This window comes from Streptomyces ruber (genome assembly GCF_014648075.1).
GTDB classification, from domain to species: domain Bacteria; phylum Actinomycetota; class Actinomycetes; order Streptomycetales; family Streptomycetaceae; genus Streptomyces; species Streptomyces ruber.
Genome location: NZ_BMQK01000004.1, coordinates 146,188 through 163,993 on the forward strand (window position 1 = coordinate 146,188; position 17,806 = coordinate 163,993).

Here is a 17,806-nt window from a genome sequence, read left to right on the forward strand (position 1 = left end):
CGGCCGCCCTGGCCACCGGAGGCGCCGTGGGTCTGCCCACCGGGGCCACCCCGGCCGTCCTGGCCGCCCGGACCGTCCTGGCCGTTCCGCTCACCCCGGCCGTCCCGGCTGGTCCGGCCGACCTGGTTGTCCCGGTTGTCCTGGTTGTTCCGGCCGTTGCCGTTCCGGTTGTCCTGGCCGTCCCGGCCACCCCGACCATCCCGACCGCCCGGGCCACCGGAGGCGCCGTGGGCCGGGCCTCCAGTGGCGCCGTGGCCCTGGCCACCGGAGGCACCCTGGCCACCGGAGGCACCCTGGTCCCGGTCACCGAAGCCACCATGGACCTGGCCACCGCGGGTTCCGCGAGGGCCACCCCCCGTGGCGCCGGCGGACCCGTGGTTGCCGGTGGGCCCGGCAGGGCCCTGCTTGCGGGCCGCCGGCCGAGTGCCGGGCTCCGGTTCCCCGGGCGCCCGGCCCTGACTCTTCCGCTGCGGCTGCGGCTCGTCGCTGTTCAAGCTGCCGTGCTCCTGTTTCGCGTCCTACGTCGCCGTACGTCGTCGTACGCCTTCTGGCCCCCACCTGAAGACTCTTGCACCACCCCGACCGTTGCGCCGGTCCCGGCACGTTTCGCGACCGAAAACCTGTGGCCCGCCGATCACTCGCGTACTAGGCTCCTGCGCTTCGGCCCGAACCGGCCCGGAGGGCGGCCTTCCGGCTCGTTCGGCTCGTTCGACTACTTCCGGTACAACATTTCGCAGCGGTGGGAGGTTCCTCGTGGGGACAGGGCGGTTGTACGCCGCCGTCGCCGCCGGTGGCTTCAGGCGGTACGCGACGTATCGGGCGGCCACCGCGGCAGGGGTGTTCACCAACACCGTCTTCGGGCTCATCCTTGCATACACCTACATCGCCCTCTGGAACGAGAAGCCCCAACTCGGCGGGTACGACCAGGCACAGGCGCTGACCTACGTGTGGATCGGCCAGGCGCTGCTGATCGTGATGTCCGTCATGGGCGGCGGCTTCGAGGACGAGCTGATCGAGCGGATCCGCACCGGGGACATCGCCGTGGACCTGTACCGGCCCGTCGACCTCCAGCTGTGGTGGCTGTCCGGGGACCTGGGCCGGGCCGCGTTCCAGCTGCTCGGGCGAGGGGTGGCGCCGCTGGCGTTCGGGGCGCTGGTCTTCGAACTCGCGCTGCCGGGCGATCCGTTCACGTGGCTTCTCTTTCTCGTCGCCGTCCTCCTCGGTCTCGTCGTCGGCTTCGCGATCCGTTTCCTGGTCGCGCTGTGCGCGTTCTGGCTCCTGGACGGCATGGGCGCGGCGCAGCTCGCGGGCCTGTGCGGGATCTTCTTCTCCGGGATGCTGCTCCCGCTGAACGTGTTCCCGGGGGCGCTGGGCGAGGTCGCGCGGGCGCTGCCGTGGTCGTCGCTGCTCCAGCGGCCCGCGGACGTCCTGCTGGGGCAGGCCGATCCGCTGGGCACGTTCGCCTTCCAGGGCGCGTGGGCGGCGGCGCTCCTCGCCGCCGGCCGGCTGCTGCAGGCGGCGGCGACGCGGAGGGTGGTGGTGCAGGGTGGCTAGCCCGACGACCACGGGACCGTACGACTCGAGCACCCCGGACCACCTGTACACCCCGTACCGGCGGCTCCGGGAAGGGCTGCGCGCCTATCGGATGATCGCCGCGATGTGGATCCGCTCCACCATGGCCTACCGGCTCTCCTTCGCGATGACCACGTTCGGCAACTTCGCCGGCACCGTGCTCGACTTCGTCGCGATCATGCTGATGTTCTCGCAGGTCGACCGGCTGGGCGGCTACACGCTGCCCGAGGTCGCCTTCCTGTACGGCCTGACCAGCACCGCCTTCGGGCTGGTCGACCTGGCGGTGGGGTCCATGGAGCGGCTCGGGCGGCGGGTGCGCGACGGCACGCTGGACACACTGCTGGTGCGTCCCGTGCCCGTGCTCGCGCAGGTGGCCGCGGACCGGTTCGCGCTGCGCAGGCTCGGCCGGGTCACCCAGGGGCTGCTGGTCCTCGGGTACGCCGTCGCCGTGCTCGACATCGCGTGGACCCCGCTGAAGGTGCTGATGGTGCCCGTGATGCTGCTGAGCGGCGGTCTGATCTTCGGGGCGGTGTTCGTGGCGGGCGGTGCCTTCCAGTTCGTGGCGCAGGACGCCTCCGAGGTGCAGAACGCCTTCACGTACGGCGGCACCACGCTGACGCAGTACCCGCCGACGGTGTTCGCCAAGGAGCTGGTGCGCGGGGTGACCTTCGTGCTGCCGCTGGCCTTCGTCAACTGGCTGCCCGCGCTGTACGTGCTGGAGCGGCCGTATCCGCTCGACCTGCCGGGCTGGACGGCGTTCGCGTCGCCCCTGGTAGCGGCGGGCTGCTGCGCGCTGGCGGGCCTGGCCTGGCGGGCGGGGCTGCGCACCTACCGGAGTACGGGCAGTTAGGAAGTCAGGGGAGCTGGACGCACATGGTGAGTGACGCGCACGACTTCATCCGGCTCGACCGGGTCGAGAAGGTCTTCCAGGTCCGCAGGAAGACCGGGTTCCTGCGCCGTGAGCGGCACGAGGTGCGGGCGGTCGACTCGATCTCGTTCGCCGTGGCGCGCGGCGAGATGGTCGGCTACATCGGGCCGAACGGCGCGGGCAAGTCCACCACCATCAAGATGCTCACCGGCATCCTGACCCCGAGCGGCGGCCGGCTGCGCGTCGCGGGCATCGATCCTTCCCGTGAGCGGACCCGCCTCGCGCGCCGCATCGGTGTCGTCTTCGGCCAGCGCACGACCCTGTGGTGGGATCTCCCGCTGATCGACTCGTACCGGCTGATGCACCGCATGTACCGCATCCCGGACGCCCGTTACCGCGAGAACCTGGACCGCTGCGTCCAGCTCCTCGACCTGGGCGACCTGCTGGAGGTGCCGGTACGGCAGCTCTCCCTCGGCCAGCGGATGCGCGGCGACATCGCGGCGGCGCTGCTGCACGACCCCGAGGTGCTGTACCTGGACGAGCCGACCATCGGTCTCGACGTGATCAGCAAGGCCAGGGTGCGGGAGTTCCTGCGGGACCTGAACGCCGAGCGCGGCACGACCGTGCTGCTCACCACGCACGACCTCCAGGACATCGAGCAGGTCTGCCGGCGGGTCATGGTCATCGACCACGGGCGCCTGATGTACGACGGTCCGCTCGCGTCCCTGCACGAGGTGGGGGAGAGCGAGCGGACGCTGGTGGTGGACCTGGAGCGGGAGCTGCCGCCGATCGAGGCGGCACCCGCGCGCGTGGTGCGGGTGGAGGGGCCCCGGCAGTGGCTCGCGTTCCCGGCGTCGGAGTCGGCGGCACCACTGGTGGCGCGGATCGCGGCGGCCTACCCGCTGGTGGACCTGTCCGTGCGGGAACCGGACATCGAGGCGGTGATCGCCAAGATGTACGCGGAGCGGACGGAACGGTCCGGACAGGTGAACGAGGAGGGCGGGGTGGGAAGAGGCGGTCAGGCGACGGAGGCGGTCTCGTAGCCCGGCGCACTACTTGCTCGTAGGCTGGCTCCATGACCGACGAACTCCCTGAACTCCGGGCCACGGACGGCACTTCGGCTGCCGGCGGCACTCCGTCCGCGGACGGTCTGCGGGCTTCCGACGCCGACCGCGACCAGGTCGTCGAGCGACTGCGGGACGCCCTGGCCGAGGGCCGGCTCGACATGCAGGAGTTCGAGGAACGCCTGGAGGCGACGTACGCGGCGCGCACCTACGGCGAGCTGGCGCCGATCACCCGTGACCTGCCGGGCCCGGGGGTCGTGGCCCCGCCGGTGGTGTCGCTGTCCAAGGCCCCGGAGCCGGGCGGCGGTTGGGACCGGCGCATCGTCGGGGGCGAGGGCTCGTCCACGTGGGGCGTGGCGGTCATGTCCGGCTTCGAGCGCAAGGGCCGCTGGATCGTGCCGAAGCGGTTCAACTCCTTCGCGTTCTGGGGCGGCGGGGTCATCGACCTGCGCGACGCGGACTTCACCGACCGTGAGGTCGTCCTCAACTGTGTGGCGGTCATGGGCGGCATGGAGGTGATCGTGCCGCCCGGCGTCGAGGTCGTCGTGCGCGGGATAGGCGTCATGGGCGGCTTCGACCACAGCGAGGAGGGTGTCCCGGGCGATCCCGGCGCACCGCGCGTGGTCATCACCGGTTTCGCGTTCTGGGGCGGTGTCGGCGTCACCCGCAAGCTGTCCCGGGCCGAGCGGCAGCGCCAGAAGGAGGCCCGCCGCCAGGAGAAGCTGGAGCGCAGGGCCGCGCGCAAGAACCTCGACGGCTCCGCCCGCGACCGCGAGGAGCTCCCCGCCGCGGGCCGTGACCACATGCACGACTTCCGCGCGGTCCACCGCGAGGCCATGGAGACCACCCGCGAGGCCCATCGCGAGGCGATGGAGACCGTCCGGGAGGCCATGGAGGACCACCGCGAGTGGCAGCGCGAACGCCGCGAGGTCCGCCGTGAGGAGCGGGAGGCCCGCCGCGAGGAGCGGGAGCGGCGGCGGGACGGGAAGTACGGGGAGTACTGACGGGGAGCGCCTCCGCGTCCCCACGTCCCGCCCCCCACGTCCCGCCCCCGCGCCCCCGCGCCCTCACAGCTCCGCCGGAGCCGCCCCCTTCAGCGTCCGCAGGTCGAACACCTCCGCCATGCGCGCGTACCCCCGGTCGCTGGGGTGGAGATGGTCCCCGCAGTCGTACTCGGCCTTCAGCCGGCGTGGGTCGTACGGGTCCCGCAGCGCCTTGTCGAAGTCGACCACCGCGTCGAAGACCCTGCCCGCGCGGATCTCCGCGTTGACCGCCTGCCGTGCGGCCTCGCGGTCCTCCCGGTAGCCGCGGTGGCCCCGGAAGGGCATCAGGGTCGCGCCGACGACGCGCAGCCCACGCGCGTGCGCCTGGGCGACCATGCTCCGCAGCCCGCTCAGCACGGCATCCGCGTCGGGGCGGCCCCGGCTGCGCAGGATGTCGTTGATGCCGAGGTCGATGACGACGGCCTCGACGCCCGTACGGCCGAGCACGTCGCGTGCGAAGCGGGAGACGCCACTGGGGTTCTCGGCAGGCCGGCCGGTGCCGTGGCGGAGGACCTGGTTGCCGCTGATGCCCTGGTTGACCACGGTGTAGCGGGGCACGCCCGAGGTGCCCGACGCGTCGCGCAGCCGGGCCGCGAGGACGTCCGTCCAGCGCCGGTTGGCGTCCACGGTGGAGGTCGAGCCGTCGGTGAGCGAGTCGCCGAACACGACGACGGTGCCGTCCGACTCGTTGCTCAGCACGTCGACCGCGGTGACGTAGCGCCAGTACAGGGTCTTCGTGGTGTACGCCTTCCCGCTGACGTCTTCGGTGCGGTCGCCCTCGGCGGTGTACGAGGTCTGCCGGGCGTGCGGGTGGTAGGTGACCGGGCCCGACGGGGTGGGGGAGTACGTGGTCACCAGCAGGTCGGTGCCGTGCGTGACCGTGAGCCGTACGGCGTCGCTGACGACCTGCTCACCCGCGGGAACGACGACGGAGGTGCTGCCGCCGAAGGTGAGGCGGCGCATGGTGCCGGCGGCCGCGGCCGGGGCGCCCCCGGCGGCGGCGACCGCGATCGAGGCGTGGGAGAGGGTCAGCGGCTGCTGCCCGTAGAGATTGGACAGCGTGACGCGGGCACTCGTACCGGTGGCGCCCGCGTGCACCACGTTGCGTACCGAGCGGCCCGCCCAGCCGTGCATCTCGGTGCCCGGTTCACCGCCCATCGGGGAGGCGGACCAGGTGCCGACCCAGGTACCGGTGGAGGCGGGGGCGGCGGAGTTGTGCGGCCGGCTCCCGGCGAGGGGGCGGTGGCCGGTTCCGTCGTCGTCGGTTCTGCCGCCGGGGCCGGTACCGGCGGCACCGACGTATATCGCGGTCGACACGGCCACGATCAGCGCGCAGATCGCGGCGAGCAAGGCATAACCGTGACGCTTGGTCATGCGGTGCGCTTCTCCTCGGCGTAGGGAGCCCCGAGGCTCCCGAGGCTCCGATGTGATCACCTCATCATGCGTCATGAGGTCGGGAGGCGCCTCGGTGACCCCCGCGGGTTCCCCCGACCGGACAGACACCGGGAACTCCTGTTCCGTTCCGGGAGTAGGAGTAGGAAGACTTCACGAACGGGCGCGGGGGCTCGGCGAGGGGGGCGTGGTGAGGGCCGGGAAGGCGGACGGGGCGACGATTCGGAACAGGGGCTGACCCGGGCCGATGCGGGCAGATGAAGGGACAATGGGACACGGGGGACGCGAACGGGTGGAGTGAATGGACCGCAGGAAACCGGAAGAACCCGACACGGAGGGCCTCCGGCCCGGACCGGAGGCCATCGGCGGCCGCCCTGACGGCCGCCCTGACGGCCGCGCCCGGGCCGACCGCCCCCACGACGGCACGGAGCACGACGGCACGGACCGCCACGGCACGGACCACGGCAGCACGGACCGCCACGGCACGGACCACGGCAGCACGGAGCACACCCGTGCGGGACGCACCCGCACGGAGCACGTCGGCGCGCCCGGTCCCGTACCCCCCGCCGCACCCGCCGGGAAGGCGGCACCCGCCGACGTGCCGCGTCGTTCCATGGCGGCCTTCAGCGCCGCCGACGAGGAGAAGCGGCGGGGCGTCCGGCGGATGAAGGCGACCGCGACCGGGCTGCTCGTCCTCGTGGCGCTCGTCTACGTCCTGGCCACGTTCGCGGAGCACCAGGGCGCCGGCGCCTGGGCCGGATACGTCGCCGCGGCCGCCGAGGCCGGCATGGTCGGTGCCCTCGCCGACTGGTTCGCGGTGACCGCGCTCTTCCGGCACCCCCTGGGCCTCCCCATCCCGCACACCGCGATCATCCCCACCAAGAAGGACCAGCTAGGGGTCTCCCTGGGCGAGTTCGTCGGGGAGAACTTCCTCTCCCAGGAGGTCGTACGGCAGCGGCTGCGCGCCGTGGGCATAGGCAGCCGCCTCGGCGCCTGGCTGGCCGTACCGGAGCACGCCGACCGGGTGACCGCCGAGCTCGCGACCGCGCTGCGCGGCGCGCTGACCGTGCTGCGCGACTCCGACGTGCAGGCCGTGGTCGGCGAGGCCATCACCCGGCGCGCCGACGCCCAGGAGATAGCCCCCGGCGTCGGCAAGATGCTGGAGAAGATCGTCGCCGACGGCGGCCACCGGCGGGTCGTCGACCTGGTCGTCAACCGCGCCCACGACTGGCTGGTCCTCCACGACGAGCAGGTCATGGCGGCGGTGCAGGGCGGCGCCCCCGGCTGGACCCCGCGGTTCGTGGACAAGAAGGTCGGCGAGCGCGTCTACAAGGAGCTGCTCCGTTTCGTCACCGAGATGCGGGACTCGCCCTCCCACCCCGCCCGCGGCGCCCTCGACCGCTTCCTCTCCGACTTCGCCTCCGACCTCCAGTCCGACACCGAGACCCGCGCGCGCGTGGAGCGGCTCAAGGGCGAGGTGCTGGGCCGGGGCGAGGTACAGGACCTGATCGCGTCCGCGTGGACGGCCGTACGGTCCATGATCGTCGCCGCGGCCGAGGACGAGCGCAGCGAACTGCGGCTGCGCGTCCGGGCCTCGCTCCTGTCGCTCGGCGCCCGCATGGCCACCGACCCGAAGATCCAGTCCAAGGTGGACGGCTGGGTCGAGGGCGCGGCGGTGTACGTCGTCACGACCTACCGCGGGGAGATCACCTCGCTGATCACGGACACGGTCGCCGGCTGGGACGCCGAGCACACCACGAAGAAGATCGAGGCGCACATCGGGCGCGACCTCCAGTTCATCCGCATCAACGGCACGGTGGTGGGCTCCCTCGCCGGCCTGTTGATCTACACGTTGTCGCAGGCGCTCGGGGCGTGACGCCGCCGCGGGCACCCCGGGCGTAATGCTCGGCCTCCCGGGGCACACGGTGGCGTGTCCGCCCAGCCCCGTGGCCGTGCCGCGCGTACTGCTTCAGTGAGGACCACCGTCCCGGTGTCCCGGTGAACAGCTCAGTACGCGGACGCGGCCACGCCGCTCGCGGTCCCCAGCAACGAGGGGGAGACCCCGAGGACCCGAGGAGGGAGCCCATGACCGCTTCCGCACCACAGGCAGCTTCCGGTGCCGGCCACGAGGCCGGCACCGTCACCACATCCATCCCCGCCAGGCTCGACCGGCTGCCCTGGTCACGCTGGCACTGGATGATCGTCATCGGTCTCGGCACCGTATGGATCCTCGACGGCCTCGAGGTCACGGTCGTCGGCAACATCGCGGGCCGCCTCTCCGAGGAGGGCAGCGGCCTGCCGATCTCGTCCGCCCAGGTCACAGGCATCGCGGCGGCTCTGTACGTGGCGGGCGCGTGCGCGGGGGCACTCTTCTTCGGCCGCCTCACGGACATTTACGGCCGCAAGAAGCTGTTCATGGTGACGCTGATGGTCTATCTCGGGGCCACCGCCCTGACCGCCATCTCGTTCGAGCCCTGGTGGTTCTTCATCTGCCGCTTCCTGACCGGTTTCGGCATCGGGGGTGAGTACGCGGCGATCAACTCCGCGGTCGACGAGCTGATCCCCTCCAAGTACCGGGGCCGCGTCGACATCATCATCAACGGCAGCTACTGGCTGGGCGCCATAGGCGGTGCGCTGCTGTCGATCGTCGCCCTGGACACGGACGTCTTCGCGATGAACGTCGGCTGGCGGCTGACCTTCGCGATGGGCGTGATCCTCGGTCTGGTCATCCTGCTCGTGCGGCGGCACGTGCCGGAGAGCCCGCGCTGGCTGCTGATCCACGGCCACACGGAGGAGGCGGAGAAGCTGGTGTCCGGGGTGGAGAAGGAGGTCGCCGCGGAGACCGGCAAGGAGCTGCCGCCGGCCACCCGGGAGATCACCATCCACCAGCGCAGGAGCATCGGCTTCGGCGAGATCGCCCGTACGGTCTTCTCCACCTACAAGAAGCGCGCCACCCTCGGCTTCTCCCTCTTCATCGGCCAGGCGTTCCTTTACAACGCGATCACGTTCGGCTTCGGCGCGATCCTCACCACTTTCTTCGACGTGCCGACGGGGCACACCGGCTACTACTTCGCGTTCATCGCGGCCGGCAACTTCCTCGGCCCGCTGCTGCTCGGCCACCTCTTCGACACGGTCGGCCGCCGGATCATGATCTCCGGCACGTACCTGCTCTCCGGTGTGCTGCTGTTCGGCACGGCCTTCCTCTTCGACCGCGGCTCGCTGAGCGCGACGACCCTCACGGCCTGCTGGTGCGTGGTGCTGTTCTTCGCGTCGGCGGGTGCGAGCAGCGCGTACCTGACCGTCTCGGAGATCTTCCCCATGGAGACCCGCGCGATGGCCATCGCCTTCTTCTACGCGATCGGCACCGCGGCCGGCGGCATCAGCGGCCCGCTCATCTTCTCCACGCTGACGGAGTCGGGCGTCGTCGGGGACACGGTCCTCGCCTTCCAGATCGGCGCGGGCCTGATGTGCGCGGCGGGCCTGGTGGCGGCGTTCCTGGCGGTACGGGCGGAGGGCCGTTCGCTGGAGGACATCGCCCAGCCGCTGTCGGCGGCGTAGGCGCCGGGCGGTTCGCCGGGTCCTCGGGATCCTGAGGGGACTCGCAGGCGATTTGCAGGGGATCCGCAGGTGATTTGCAGGGGACCCGCAGGCGATCTGCAGGGGACCCGCAGACGATCTGCAGGGTGCGGCAGCGGCGACGGCGACGGCAGGGCGCGGACATGCCCCGTGTCCGGGGACGGCGGACACGCCCCGTGTCTGAGTACGGCGGACACGCCCCGTGTCTGAGTACGTCTGAGTACGGGTGACTGAGTACGCGTACTCTGTCGCCCCGCCGTCCGCCCGGACACCCTCTTACGCATGACCGAGAAGCTGCTCCGCTCCCGCAAGCTGCTCCGTCCCCTGCGCACGTGTTCCTGGCCGGAACGCTGGCTGACCCGCCTGCTCGGCGCCGCCGTGGCCGCGGCCGCGTACGGCCTCTGCCTTCCCTGGGACCTGCGCAACCGCGCGGAGACGCCCGGTTCGATCACCGAGACGACCCCGGTGACCGGACCGGGCGTGGCCGTCCTCGCCGTGGTCCTGCTCGCCCTGGCCGCCTACTTCGGCCACCGGGACGCGCTGGCCTGGCCCCTGCTGGTGGTGGCGGCACCGCCGGTGACGCTGATGTACATCTCCTTCCGCACCCACCCCGAGACCCCGGACGCGGCGGTGGCGTGGCCGCTCGCGTGGGCGCTCTTCACGCTGGTCATCAGCGCGGGAGTGCTGGTCGCGGCGAGCGTGGCCCGCCGCTTCACGTTCGGGGCGGAACGCGACCGGGCGGCGGAGGGCTGGGTGTTCCGGGCGCACCAGAGCGAGGGGTGCCACTAGCGCCGTCAACGAGCGCGGGGAACTGTGCGACCTGCGCGACCAGCCACAACGCACCCACCCGCACCCGGCCACCGCCCTCCGACGCGCAGTGTCACGAGCGGCGGTCGGCCACGAGCCAGGACGCCAGCGCCACACCCCCCGCGACCCCGAACACCGCGGGCCACGCCCCCACCTTCTTGGCCAGCGGATGCGCCCCCGCGAAGGCGGCGCCGTACGCGACGGTCAGCGCCGAGGCGGCCACCCCTCCCGCTTCCCGCCGCCACTGCTCGGCGGCCACGGCCCCGGCGAGGACCAGAACGGCCCCGCCGAGCTGGCGCTTCCGCGTCCAACGGGCCACGCCGTACCCGCCGATGAGCCCGCCGGCGGCCATCGCCGCCGTGGGAACCTTCGCCATCCCTGCCTCCTGCAGTCGTCCGTCGCAGTTGTCCATTGCAGTTGTCCGGCCCCGGCTCGATTCGGCTGACTTGAGTCGGAGCTTGTCAACTTTCTGTCTCCGAGCTATATAAGAACACGTAAGGGCATCGCACCTCGAACCCACCCCGAAAGGAGATGGCCTGTGATGCTCATGCGTACGGACCCCTTCCGCGAATTCGACCGTTTCGCGCAGCAGGTCTTCGGTTCCGCCCGTCCGGCGGCGATGCACATGGACGCCTACCGGTCCGGCGACGACTTCATCGTCCACTTCGACCTCCCCGGCATCGACCCGGAGTCGATCGACCTGGACGTCGAGCGCAACGTCCTGAACGTACGCGCCGAACGCCGCAACCCGGCCCCCGAAGGCGCCGAGCTGATCGTGTCCGAGCGCCCCTCCGGCAGCTTCAGCCGTCAGCTGTTCCTCGGGGACACCCTCGACACCGAACGCATCGAAGCCTCGTACGACGCCGGCGTCCTCACCCTGCGCATCCCGGTGACCGAGAAGGCCAAGCCGCGCCGCATCCAGATCGCCGGCGGCAGCGGCCCGAAGCAGCTCAAGAGCTGAACGGCCGGCCGGCTCGGAAGCCGAAGGGCCGGTCGGCTCATGTGCGGGAGCTGACCGCCCACCACCCGCTCACCGACCGCGCCGCGCCCTCGCGAGCGCGTACGCCCCGCCACCGCGGACGCGTACGCCGACCGGGGGCGCGGCCATGTGGCCCGGATCACTGGCATACGTGAGCCGGGACACAGGAACCCGCATGTGCACGAACGGTCCGAATCCCGACGGATCGGGGTACCCGGATGCGCGGTTCCCGCGCGCCGCCCCCACGGGTACCGGACCGGAACCGGAGGAACCCCCGATCATGACCGCGACCCCCGCCATCGAAGCGCAGAGCGCGACGACCACCCGGAGCACCGTGAACACCGCGACCGCCGCCGCCCCGAGCGCCCTCGGCACCACCGCCCCCGCCGCCACCCCCGCCCCCGTACCGACGACGCCTCTCATCCCGACCGCCACCCTCGCCCCGACCGGCCCCGTCGCCTCCTCCGAGGCCTCCCGTGAGGCTTCTCCCCACGGCACCAGGCCGACCTGGGAGCAACTCGTCGAGGCGGTTCGCGAGACGGGCCAGTACCCGACCAGTGAGAAGGCCGCCCACGTCACCCGTATCGTCCTGGCCGCGCTGGGCGGGCACGTCGTCGGCGACGAGCGCGTCGAGCTGGCCCAGCGGCTGCCCGAGACGGCGGGCCGGCTCATCGCATCCCAGCTCCCGGTGACCCAGCCGCTGACCGCCGCCCAGTTCGTGGACCGGATCGCGACCCGTATCGACGGCGCCACCCCGGCCACGGCACGCTGGGACGTGAGCTCCGTGCTGAGCGCCCTGCCGCGCTTCGTGGACGACGCCCTGATCGACCGCGTCCTGGCGGAGCTCCCGTCCGGCTACGCGCTGCTGTTCGGCCGGCCGCAGCTGCTCCCGGCCGGCTGACACCCGGCGGAGGCGAACGGCCAGTGTCGGCCACACCTTCCGACGGCACCGCCACTGGCCGCCGCACCTCCCCCGACGGCATCACCCTCGCGCACACCGACCGCCGGGCGCAGTGATCGCCGCGCCGGAAGCTCCTCGCCGTGCACCCGTGCACCCGTGCACCCGTGCACCCGTGACCGTGGCAAACGATCCACATGTACTGCCGGTCAGTCACCATGTACTGCCGGTCAGTCACCGAGAGGTCGGCCTCGGACAGGCTCGTGTCAACTTCCCGCGGAGTGCGCGTACCGACCGCGCCGTGTCCACCCGACTGGCTAGCCTGCCGTGCTTAACCGTCGTCCCGCCCGCTGCAACGAAAGGCGGCACGACGTCAGGCGGGACCAGGGAAGGAAGCATCATGCCGGTCGCGGTCGATGCCCGCACCAGGGCTGTACAGGACATGGGGCTGGGGGATCATGCTTTCGCCCATTACGCCGACGACGACGACCGCTGGGAAGTGCTGTCGGCCTTCACCCGGTCCGGGCTCACCAATGGCGACAAGGTCATCGCCCTGGCGGACCCGGCCGTCGAGCACGAGGAGGTGCTCGAGCGGTTGTCCATGTGGTCTCCGGCGGTCGAGAAGGCGTACTCCAAGGGCCAGTTGGAGATCACCAGCATGCGGGCCCTCATCCACCCGGATCGTCGCTTCACGGCCCAGCGGCAGATCGGCCGCCTGTGGGAGGAGAGCGTGCGCGCCCGGCAGGAGGGCTACGCCGGGCTGCGCTCGGTGATCGACATGGCCTGGGTGGAGGATCTGGGCATGGACGTCGAGGGAGTGATGTTCCGCGAGACCCACGCGGACGCCCTCTTCACCGACCGCAGCTACGCGGAGATCTGCACCTACGACCGCCGCCGTTTCGATCCGGGCGTGCTGGAGGCCATGAGGGTCGGCCATCCGATGGTCCTGCTGGAGCGCCTCGGTGACCTGGCCACCTATCACAGCGTCAACGGCCTGCATGTGATCGGTGACGCGGACACGGCAACAGCCTCACGTCTCGACGCCGCTCTTGAGGACGCGTTGACCCGAGCCGCCACGTCGGGCCGCCTGTTGCTGAACCTGACACGCATGTGCTTCCTGTCGGTGACCTGCGCACGGGCCCTGGTTCACCGGGTCGCGAGCGCCCAGGACGTCAGGTGGGTGGACGTCCGCTGTTCGCCTTTCCAGGCGCGCCTGCTGGACGCAGTGGGTGGAGGCGCACTGAAGAACCTCGTACTGCCCCGTTCCGTGGGGGGCTCACAGTGACTGCCACCTCGGGGAACCGCACATCTGCCATGAACGGTCTGCTGGAGATCCCTTTCACTCCCTCGCTCCTCACGCAGGTGCGTCTCCACGCCGGGGAGTGGGCCATCGGCGCGGGCCTGCCCCGGGAACGCCGTGAGGAGTTCGTACTGGCCGTCCACGAGGTGGTGTCCAGGAGCGTTCTGCGCGGCGGAGGCGCCGGAGTGCTCCGCCTGTACGAGCAACACGGCGCCTTGCACTGCCAGGTGACCGGCGAGGCCCCGTGTCACGCCGACGAGACCGGTGCCGTCCGGCCGCCCGGCACGGAAACAGCCCCGGACGGACCGGACCTGGAGACGGTGCAGGATCTGTCCGGCCGACTCAAGATCACCGCTACCCCGATGGGTGCGACCGTCGTCACCTTCACCGGCACGCCCCCGGCCGAGTGATCACACGGCGGCGACGCCTCCCTCACCCTCACCCTTCCCCGTCCCGTCGCGCCGGAGCGAGCGCGCACCGCCCCCGTGCTCCCCTGGCGACGACACCGCAGCGACAGCTGCGAGAGCCCAGGGCAGCGAAGTGACCCCGTCGGACGCGAGGAAGTGTCCGGCTCCGGGGATCACCTCCGCGCACGTCCCGAGCAGCGCGGCGAGACGGTCGGTGTGACCCGGCGGAACGTACGGATCCGCGTCGGACCGGAGGACCAGGAGCCGGTCGACACGGTCGCCGAGTCCTTCCAGGTCGCAGCCGTCACCGACGAAGGGGTCCAGACGCGGCAGCGCGGGCAACCGGTCGACGAACCCGGAGACCAGCACGAGGGTGCCGAGCCGCCAGGGCCCCGAGAGCGACCGCAGGTGACGCAGCACGGCCAGACACCCCAGGCTGTGCGCGACGACGAACGAGCTCCCGTCCGGGACACCCACCGCGGCGTGTACGGCCTCCGCCCACTGTCCGGGGTCCGGGTCGGCCGGTTCCGGAAGCGCCGGGACAGCGGCCGGTATGCCGCTCGCACCAAGCTCTTCGGCGAGCCGGCCGAACCAGTGGTCCTGAGGAGTCGCACCGTAACCGTGGATGATCGTGGCACGTCGCGCAGTTGTCGCAGTCGTCATGCCGCAGGACGGTAGGGGTTCACGCCCGTGTGAAGGTCAAGCGGCGGAGGAACGAGCGGACAAGGGGCAGGGGAGTCACCGGTGCTGATCAACGATTTCGCCGAACTGACCGGCGTGAGCGCGCGAGCACTGCGCCACTACGAGGACCGAGGACTCCTGATCCCGACCCGCACCAGCAGCGGCTACCGCGACTACTCGGAGGCGGACGCGGTCCGCGTGGCCCAGATCAGAACGATGATCGCCGCCGGCCTGAACACCGCGACCATCCGCACCTACCTGGACTGCGCCCGCACCGGCGACCACGGCACGTCCCTGGAGATGTGCCCGGCCCTGCGGGCGGAACTGGACGCCTTGGCCGCCCGCCTGGAAGCAAAGCAGGCCGAACTCCACGAGACGCGGCGGCGCCTGAGCGGACTCGCGTGCGGCGCCTGACACGGGGGCGACCGGCGGCGCTCCCGCCGCCGCCAAGCCTTCCTGACCAGCACCGCCGTCGCAGCCCTCATCGCCTGCGGCTCGTCCACCGGCGCGGGCCGGTAGCGCGCTTTGGTTACGCGCCGCCGACCGTTGCTTTCGTGGGATGCAGGCGGGCGAGCCGCGCGGCTTCGTCCTCGCGGAAGGTGGCGACCTCTTGGCATCTCTGGCTCATGACGAACTCACCGAGCGGTAGGCAGAGGTCCATCCGTTGGATACACACGCCGACCATGAACGGACCGTCGATGGCGCGGTACATGCGGACTCCGTAGTACCCCTCCTGACAGTCGTCGGGGTTGTTGAACTGGCAGTCGGCGCAGGTCTCCGGCAGGCGTACGGGCCGGATGCTCTTCGCATACAGCGTTCGCCCGTCCGGCAGCCGGTACCGAACCCGCTGATCCGATGCGCCCGCCGTGACAATCCGCCGGGTAGGGATAGCGCCGAGGTGGTTGACGACTTCTTGCATGGCGGCAAGCGATGCGCCGTCGTCCTCCAGCGAGACGAGCATGCGCACCTCGGCGGACCGGCCGTGCTGCTCGATGATACGAAGCACTCGCTCGACGTGGTGGTGGTCGGGGATGACGATGTTCGCGGACACCTTGATGCCGTGCTCGCGGGCGACCTCAATCGTCTTCGCGAGCGCATCCAGTTTCCGCGCCGCGAGCTTGGGGGAGGCGAGACGGGGCCCCTGGACTGCGGCGAGCTCGTCGGGAGTGGTCCCGAACACGCTGAGATTGATTCGGTCGAGACCGGCGGCTGCGGCTTCGGGCAGGACCGCTGCCCCGTTCTCGCCGTTCGAGGTGAGGCCGACGGTCAGCCCGAGGCGCCGGGCGATACTGACCAAGCCGGGCAAATCGGGGTGCAGGGTTGGTTCCCCGCCAGTGAAATGCACCTCGTTGGTTGGGAGACTGCCACAGACTGCGGCGAGCGCGACAGCGAAATCGGTGTCGGCGGGTATGCGGGCAGGCAGGAAGTTGGCGCCGTTGGTCTTGAGATAGATCGACACACGGCCGGAGCGGCCCGCGGCTCCGGTGAACTGGCCAGCGGAGCGTCCAGCGTTATCGCTGGCGACGGGCGTGCCCTCATTGTGGCAGAACGAGCAGGCGAGGCCACAGGCGTCAATAATCTTCACGCGTAAGGTGCGGTCCGGTCTGACCTCGACCGGCAGGTTTCTGATGTCATGCATGAAGCCTCCTTCCGTACCGGCCGGGGCATGGTGCTGCGGCCGGGTCCAACAACCGCCGACTACTCGAACCGCAGGTCAGCGATGGCATCGAGGTCAATTCCGTACAGTGCATAGACCTTGGTCGTGTTGATGGACGTCAGGTGCTCGCGGTCAATGCCGAGGACAGCAGCTGTATCCCATACCTGCGACTCGTCGTCGGCCTCGATCTCCAGGTACGGCGGAATTCGAGGCCATTCATCGATCTCCAGACGCGCACTACCGAGGGTGTAGGAGGTACGCCGGTTCTCCTGGTAACTGCGCGGCGTCAGGCCGATCAGGCGCAGAAGCGCGCTTGCCTCCTCGAACGAATCGACCGACACCTCCGTCTCGTGGGTGCCGTCGACGGTGTCCGTGGCGATCTGCTTGACACACAGGGTGATGCCGGATCCAGTATCGCGCAGACGTACCCACCGGCCGGGGACGGCTGGAATGGTGTCGTAGACGTAGCGGCGCATGAGCCGCGGCTCAGCCTGCTGGATGCCGCCGGCCTCTACGATGAGGCGCGCGGTTTTCGCGGGGTCGATGTTGAGAGCCTTCGCCTCGTATTCGATGCCTGCCATGACTGTCCGATCGGTAGATGTCGCTGGTGAGATATACGCTCGCCCCTCTATTGGCCGCGGTATGTGAGAACAGGCTAGGGGCGGCGGGGAAGCAGCCTCAACGAACGTGCGCGAACTTGCAAGCGGTCATTCGACAGAGTCGATGGCGGCTGTGATCAATGTCCGGGCAGCGGCACCGTAAACCGCCAGATCCGCCAGAGAAGCGAAAGTCCGCAGATACATGCCGACCTCGTTCGGTTGCGTGATGGTGAGGAAGGCAGAGACCAGCTCGACGTTGACCTGCGACCCATCAAAAATCCAGAAGTCTTCCACGGGCCATAGCGCGGTCCGGTCAGTACCGAGTGGAATCACACCCAGGCTGACGTTCGGCAAGGTGGCCAGGGTCAGCAGATGACCGAGTTGCCCTGCCATGGCTTCACTGCCGCCGATGCGATGCCGCAGTGCGCTCTCCTCCAGGAGCACCGCGAACCGGCGGGACCCCTCGTACAGGACCCGTTGTTTGCCCACACGCACCTGAACGGCTGCTTCCAAGTCGTCCGGCAACCCCCGCCGGTCACGAATGGAACTGAGTAACGCTGTGATGTAGGCGCGTGTCTGCAGGGGACCGGGAACGAGCCATGACGAGTAGGCCCGGAAGTGCCGGGTGCGTTCCCAGAGCGGCAGGACTGACTCTTGGGCACGGCGCAACCCGGACCGTTCCATGCGCTGCCACTCGACATACGAGCCCTCTATGTTGCGGGCCGTGGCGATCAAATCGGCTGTCTGATCGACGGCGCCGCAGTGCAGCGCGTATACACGCAAGTCGTCGTCCGCGGGAGCCGTGCGGCCGTTCTCGATGCGGCTGCACTTGCTCTCATGCCAGCCTGCCCGAGAGGCCAGTTCCCGCGCTGTCAGACCCGAGTCCTTTCGGATCTCGCGCAGGCGCTTACCCAAGGCATCCCGGGCTTGCTGAATGCTTGACGATGAGGTCACGTCGATTGT

18 protein-coding genes are annotated in these 17,806 nt (G+C 70.6%); 12 read left to right on the forward strand and 6 right to left on the reverse strand.

All coding sequences use genetic code 11. From position 1 onward, the window contains the following. Positions 1 to 753: 753 nt before the first annotated feature. The 4 genes from IEZ04_RS12020 to IEZ04_RS12035 are packed head-to-tail and all read left to right on the forward strand — an operon-like array spanning position 754 to position 4,508. Positions 754 to 1,554 (forward strand): ABC transporter permease, encoded by an 801-nt coding sequence (locus tag IEZ04_RS12020; RefSeq protein WP_189216783.1) that lies wholly within the window; start codon positions 754 to 756, stop codon positions 1,552 to 1,554. Between the two features lie 43 nt (positions 1,555 to 1,597). Continuing rightward, the gene (locus tag IEZ04_RS12025; protein WP_229821027.1) at positions 1,598 to 2,422 is read left to right on the forward strand and encodes an ABC transporter permease; all 825 of its coding nucleotides are present in this window, start codon (positions 1,598 to 1,600) and stop codon (positions 2,420 to 2,422) included. 23 nt (positions 2,423 to 2,445) lie between these two features. After that, positions 2,446 to 3,483: an ABC transporter ATP-binding protein gene (locus IEZ04_RS12030; protein ID WP_189216784.1), complete on the forward strand. Its 1,038-nt coding sequence runs from the start codon at positions 2,446 to 2,448 to the stop codon at positions 3,481 to 3,483. Between the two features lie 32 nt (positions 3,484 to 3,515). Further along, positions 3,516 to 4,508 (forward strand): DUF1707 SHOCT-like domain-containing protein, encoded by a 993-nt coding sequence (locus IEZ04_RS12035; RefSeq protein ID WP_189216785.1) that lies wholly within the window; start codon positions 3,516 to 3,518, stop codon positions 4,506 to 4,508. 63 nt (positions 4,509 to 4,571) lie between these two features. Here IEZ04_RS12035 and IEZ04_RS12040 read toward each other — a convergent pair whose 3' ends face one another. Next, complete coding sequence (locus IEZ04_RS12040) at positions 4,572 to 5,921, reverse strand: SGNH/GDSL hydrolase family protein (protein ID WP_189216786.1); 1,350 nt, start codon at positions 5,919 to 5,921, stop codon at positions 4,572 to 4,574. A 319-nt stretch (positions 5,922 to 6,240) separates the two neighbouring features. Here IEZ04_RS12040 and IEZ04_RS12045 point away from each other — a divergent pair, with 319 nt between their 5' ends. The 3 genes from IEZ04_RS12045 to IEZ04_RS12055 all read left to right on the forward strand — a co-directional run bounded on the left by IEZ04_RS12045 (position 6,241) and on the right by IEZ04_RS12055 (position 10,304). Next, positions 6,241 to 7,815, forward strand: a complete 1,575-nt coding sequence (locus tag IEZ04_RS12045) for a DUF445 domain-containing protein (protein WP_229820992.1) — start codon at positions 6,241 to 6,243, stop codon at positions 7,813 to 7,815. Between the two features lie 209 nt (positions 7,816 to 8,024). Further along, positions 8,025 to 9,497, forward strand: coding sequence for an MFS transporter (locus IEZ04_RS12050; protein ID WP_189216787.1), 1,473 nt, complete (start codon positions 8,025 to 8,027; stop codon positions 9,495 to 9,497). A gap of 300 nt (positions 9,498 to 9,797) precedes the next feature. Next, positions 9,798 to 10,304, forward strand: a complete 507-nt coding sequence (locus IEZ04_RS12055; RefSeq protein WP_189216788.1) for a hypothetical protein — start codon at positions 9,798 to 9,800, stop codon at positions 10,302 to 10,304. 91 nt (positions 10,305 to 10,395) lie between these two features. Here the strand turns inward: IEZ04_RS12055 and IEZ04_RS12060 are convergent, their stop codons facing one another. Next, positions 10,396 to 10,698 carry a hypothetical protein gene (locus IEZ04_RS12060; protein WP_189216789.1) on the reverse strand — a complete coding sequence of 101 codons (303 nt, stop codon included), beginning with the start codon at positions 10,696 to 10,698 and terminating at the stop codon, positions 10,396 to 10,398. A 165-nt stretch (positions 10,699 to 10,863) separates the two neighbouring features. Here IEZ04_RS12060 and IEZ04_RS12065 point away from each other — a divergent pair, with 165 nt between their 5' ends. The 4 genes from IEZ04_RS12065 (at position 10,864) to IEZ04_RS12080 (ending at position 13,909) form a co-directional block, all read left to right on the forward strand. Then, positions 10,864 to 11,283 (forward strand): Hsp20/alpha crystallin family protein, encoded by a 420-nt coding sequence (locus IEZ04_RS12065; RefSeq protein ID WP_189216790.1) that lies wholly within the window; start codon positions 10,864 to 10,866, stop codon positions 11,281 to 11,283. A gap of 298 nt (positions 11,284 to 11,581) precedes the next feature. Next, on the forward strand, positions 11,582 to 12,202 hold the full coding sequence (locus IEZ04_RS12070; RefSeq protein ID WP_229820993.1) for a DUF2267 domain-containing protein: 621 nt from the start codon (positions 11,582 to 11,584) through the stop codon (positions 12,200 to 12,202). 397 nt (positions 12,203 to 12,599) lie between these two features. Further along, positions 12,600 to 13,484 (forward strand): MEDS domain-containing protein, encoded by an 885-nt coding sequence (locus tag IEZ04_RS12075; protein WP_189216791.1) that lies wholly within the window; start codon positions 12,600 to 12,602, stop codon positions 13,482 to 13,484. A 29-nt stretch (positions 13,485 to 13,513) separates the two neighbouring features. Beyond that, positions 13,514 to 13,909 carry a sensor histidine kinase family protein gene (locus tag IEZ04_RS12080; protein ID WP_189216792.1) on the forward strand — a complete coding sequence of 132 codons (396 nt, stop codon included), beginning with the start codon at positions 13,514 to 13,516 and terminating at the stop codon, positions 13,907 to 13,909. On the opposite strand, the gene IEZ04_RS12085 is transcribed toward IEZ04_RS12080, so the two are convergent. Next, positions 13,910 to 14,569 carry an RBBP9/YdeN family alpha/beta hydrolase gene (locus tag IEZ04_RS12085; protein WP_189216793.1) on the reverse strand — a complete coding sequence of 220 codons (660 nt, stop codon included), beginning with the start codon at positions 14,567 to 14,569 and terminating at the stop codon, positions 13,910 to 13,912. It lies immediately after the preceding gene. A gap of 81 nt (positions 14,570 to 14,650) precedes the next feature. Here IEZ04_RS12085 and IEZ04_RS12090 point away from each other — a divergent pair, with 81 nt between their 5' ends. Next, positions 14,651 to 15,001: a MerR family transcriptional regulator gene (locus tag IEZ04_RS12090; RefSeq protein WP_189216794.1), complete on the forward strand. Its 351-nt coding sequence runs from the start codon at positions 14,651 to 14,653 to the stop codon at positions 14,999 to 15,001. 115 nt (positions 15,002 to 15,116) lie between these two features. Here IEZ04_RS12090 and IEZ04_RS12095 read toward each other — a convergent pair whose 3' ends face one another. The 3 genes from IEZ04_RS12095 to IEZ04_RS12105 form a co-directional block, all read right to left on the reverse strand. After that, positions 15,117 to 16,226: a radical SAM protein gene (locus tag IEZ04_RS12095; RefSeq protein WP_189216795.1), complete on the reverse strand. Its 1,110-nt coding sequence runs from the start codon at positions 16,224 to 16,226 to the stop codon at positions 15,117 to 15,119. 59 nt (positions 16,227 to 16,285) lie between these two features. Beyond that, a complete protein-coding gene (locus IEZ04_RS12100; protein ID WP_189216796.1) occupies positions 16,286 to 16,825 on the reverse strand; it encodes a class IV adenylate cyclase in 540 nt (179 codons plus the stop codon). Positions 16,826 to 16,951: 126 nt separating this feature from the next. Continuing rightward, entirely contained in the window at positions 16,952 to 17,797 is an 846-nt protein-coding gene (locus tag IEZ04_RS12105) for a helix-turn-helix domain-containing protein (protein WP_189216797.1), read from the reverse strand. Positions 17,798 to 17,806: the final 9 nt, after the last annotated feature.

Excerpts from the sequence above, each read along its gene's own strand:
- IEZ04_RS12035 (WP_189216785.1), top strand. The coding sequence starts at position 3,516 with ATGACCGACGAACTCCCTGAACTCCGGGCCACGGACGGCACTTCGGCT.
- IEZ04_RS12065 (WP_189216790.1), top strand. The coding sequence starts at position 10,864 with ATGCTCATGCGTACGGACCCCTTCCGCGAATTCGACCGTTTCGCGCAG.
- IEZ04_RS12060 (WP_189216789.1), bottom strand. The coding sequence starts at position 10,698 with ATGGCGAAGGTTCCCACGGCGGCGATGGCCGCCGGCGGGCTCATCGGC.
- IEZ04_RS12050 (WP_189216787.1), top strand. The coding sequence starts at position 8,025 with ATGACCGCTTCCGCACCACAGGCAGCTTCCGGTGCCGGCCACGAGGCC.
- IEZ04_RS12085 (WP_189216793.1), bottom strand. The coding sequence starts at position 14,569 with ATGACGACTGCGACAACTGCGCGACGTGCCACGATCATCCACGGTTAC.
- IEZ04_RS12040 (WP_189216786.1), bottom strand. The coding sequence starts at position 5,921 with ATGACCAAGCGTCACGGTTATGCCTTGCTCGCCGCGATCTGCGCGCTG.
- IEZ04_RS12095 (WP_189216795.1), bottom strand. The coding sequence starts at position 16,226 with ATGCATGACATCAGAAACCTGCCGGTCGAGGTCAGACCGGACCGCACC.
- IEZ04_RS12055 (WP_189216788.1), top strand. The coding sequence starts at position 9,798 with ATGACCGAGAAGCTGCTCCGCTCCCGCAAGCTGCTCCGTCCCCTGCGC.
- IEZ04_RS12100 (WP_189216796.1), bottom strand. The coding sequence starts at position 16,825 with ATGGCAGGCATCGAATACGAGGCGAAGGCTCTCAACATCGACCCCGCG.
- IEZ04_RS12075 (WP_189216791.1), top strand. The coding sequence starts at position 12,600 with ATGCCGGTCGCGGTCGATGCCCGCACCAGGGCTGTACAGGACATGGGG.
- IEZ04_RS12045 (WP_229820992.1), top strand. The coding sequence starts at position 6,241 with ATGGACCGCAGGAAACCGGAAGAACCCGACACGGAGGGCCTCCGGCCC.
- IEZ04_RS12030 (WP_189216784.1), top strand. The coding sequence starts at position 2,446 with ATGGTGAGTGACGCGCACGACTTCATCCGGCTCGACCGGGTCGAGAAG.
- IEZ04_RS12070 (WP_229820993.1), top strand. The coding sequence starts at position 11,582 with ATGACCGCGACCCCCGCCATCGAAGCGCAGAGCGCGACGACCACCCGG.
- IEZ04_RS12080 (WP_189216792.1), top strand. The coding sequence starts at position 13,514 with ATGAACGGTCTGCTGGAGATCCCTTTCACTCCCTCGCTCCTCACGCAG.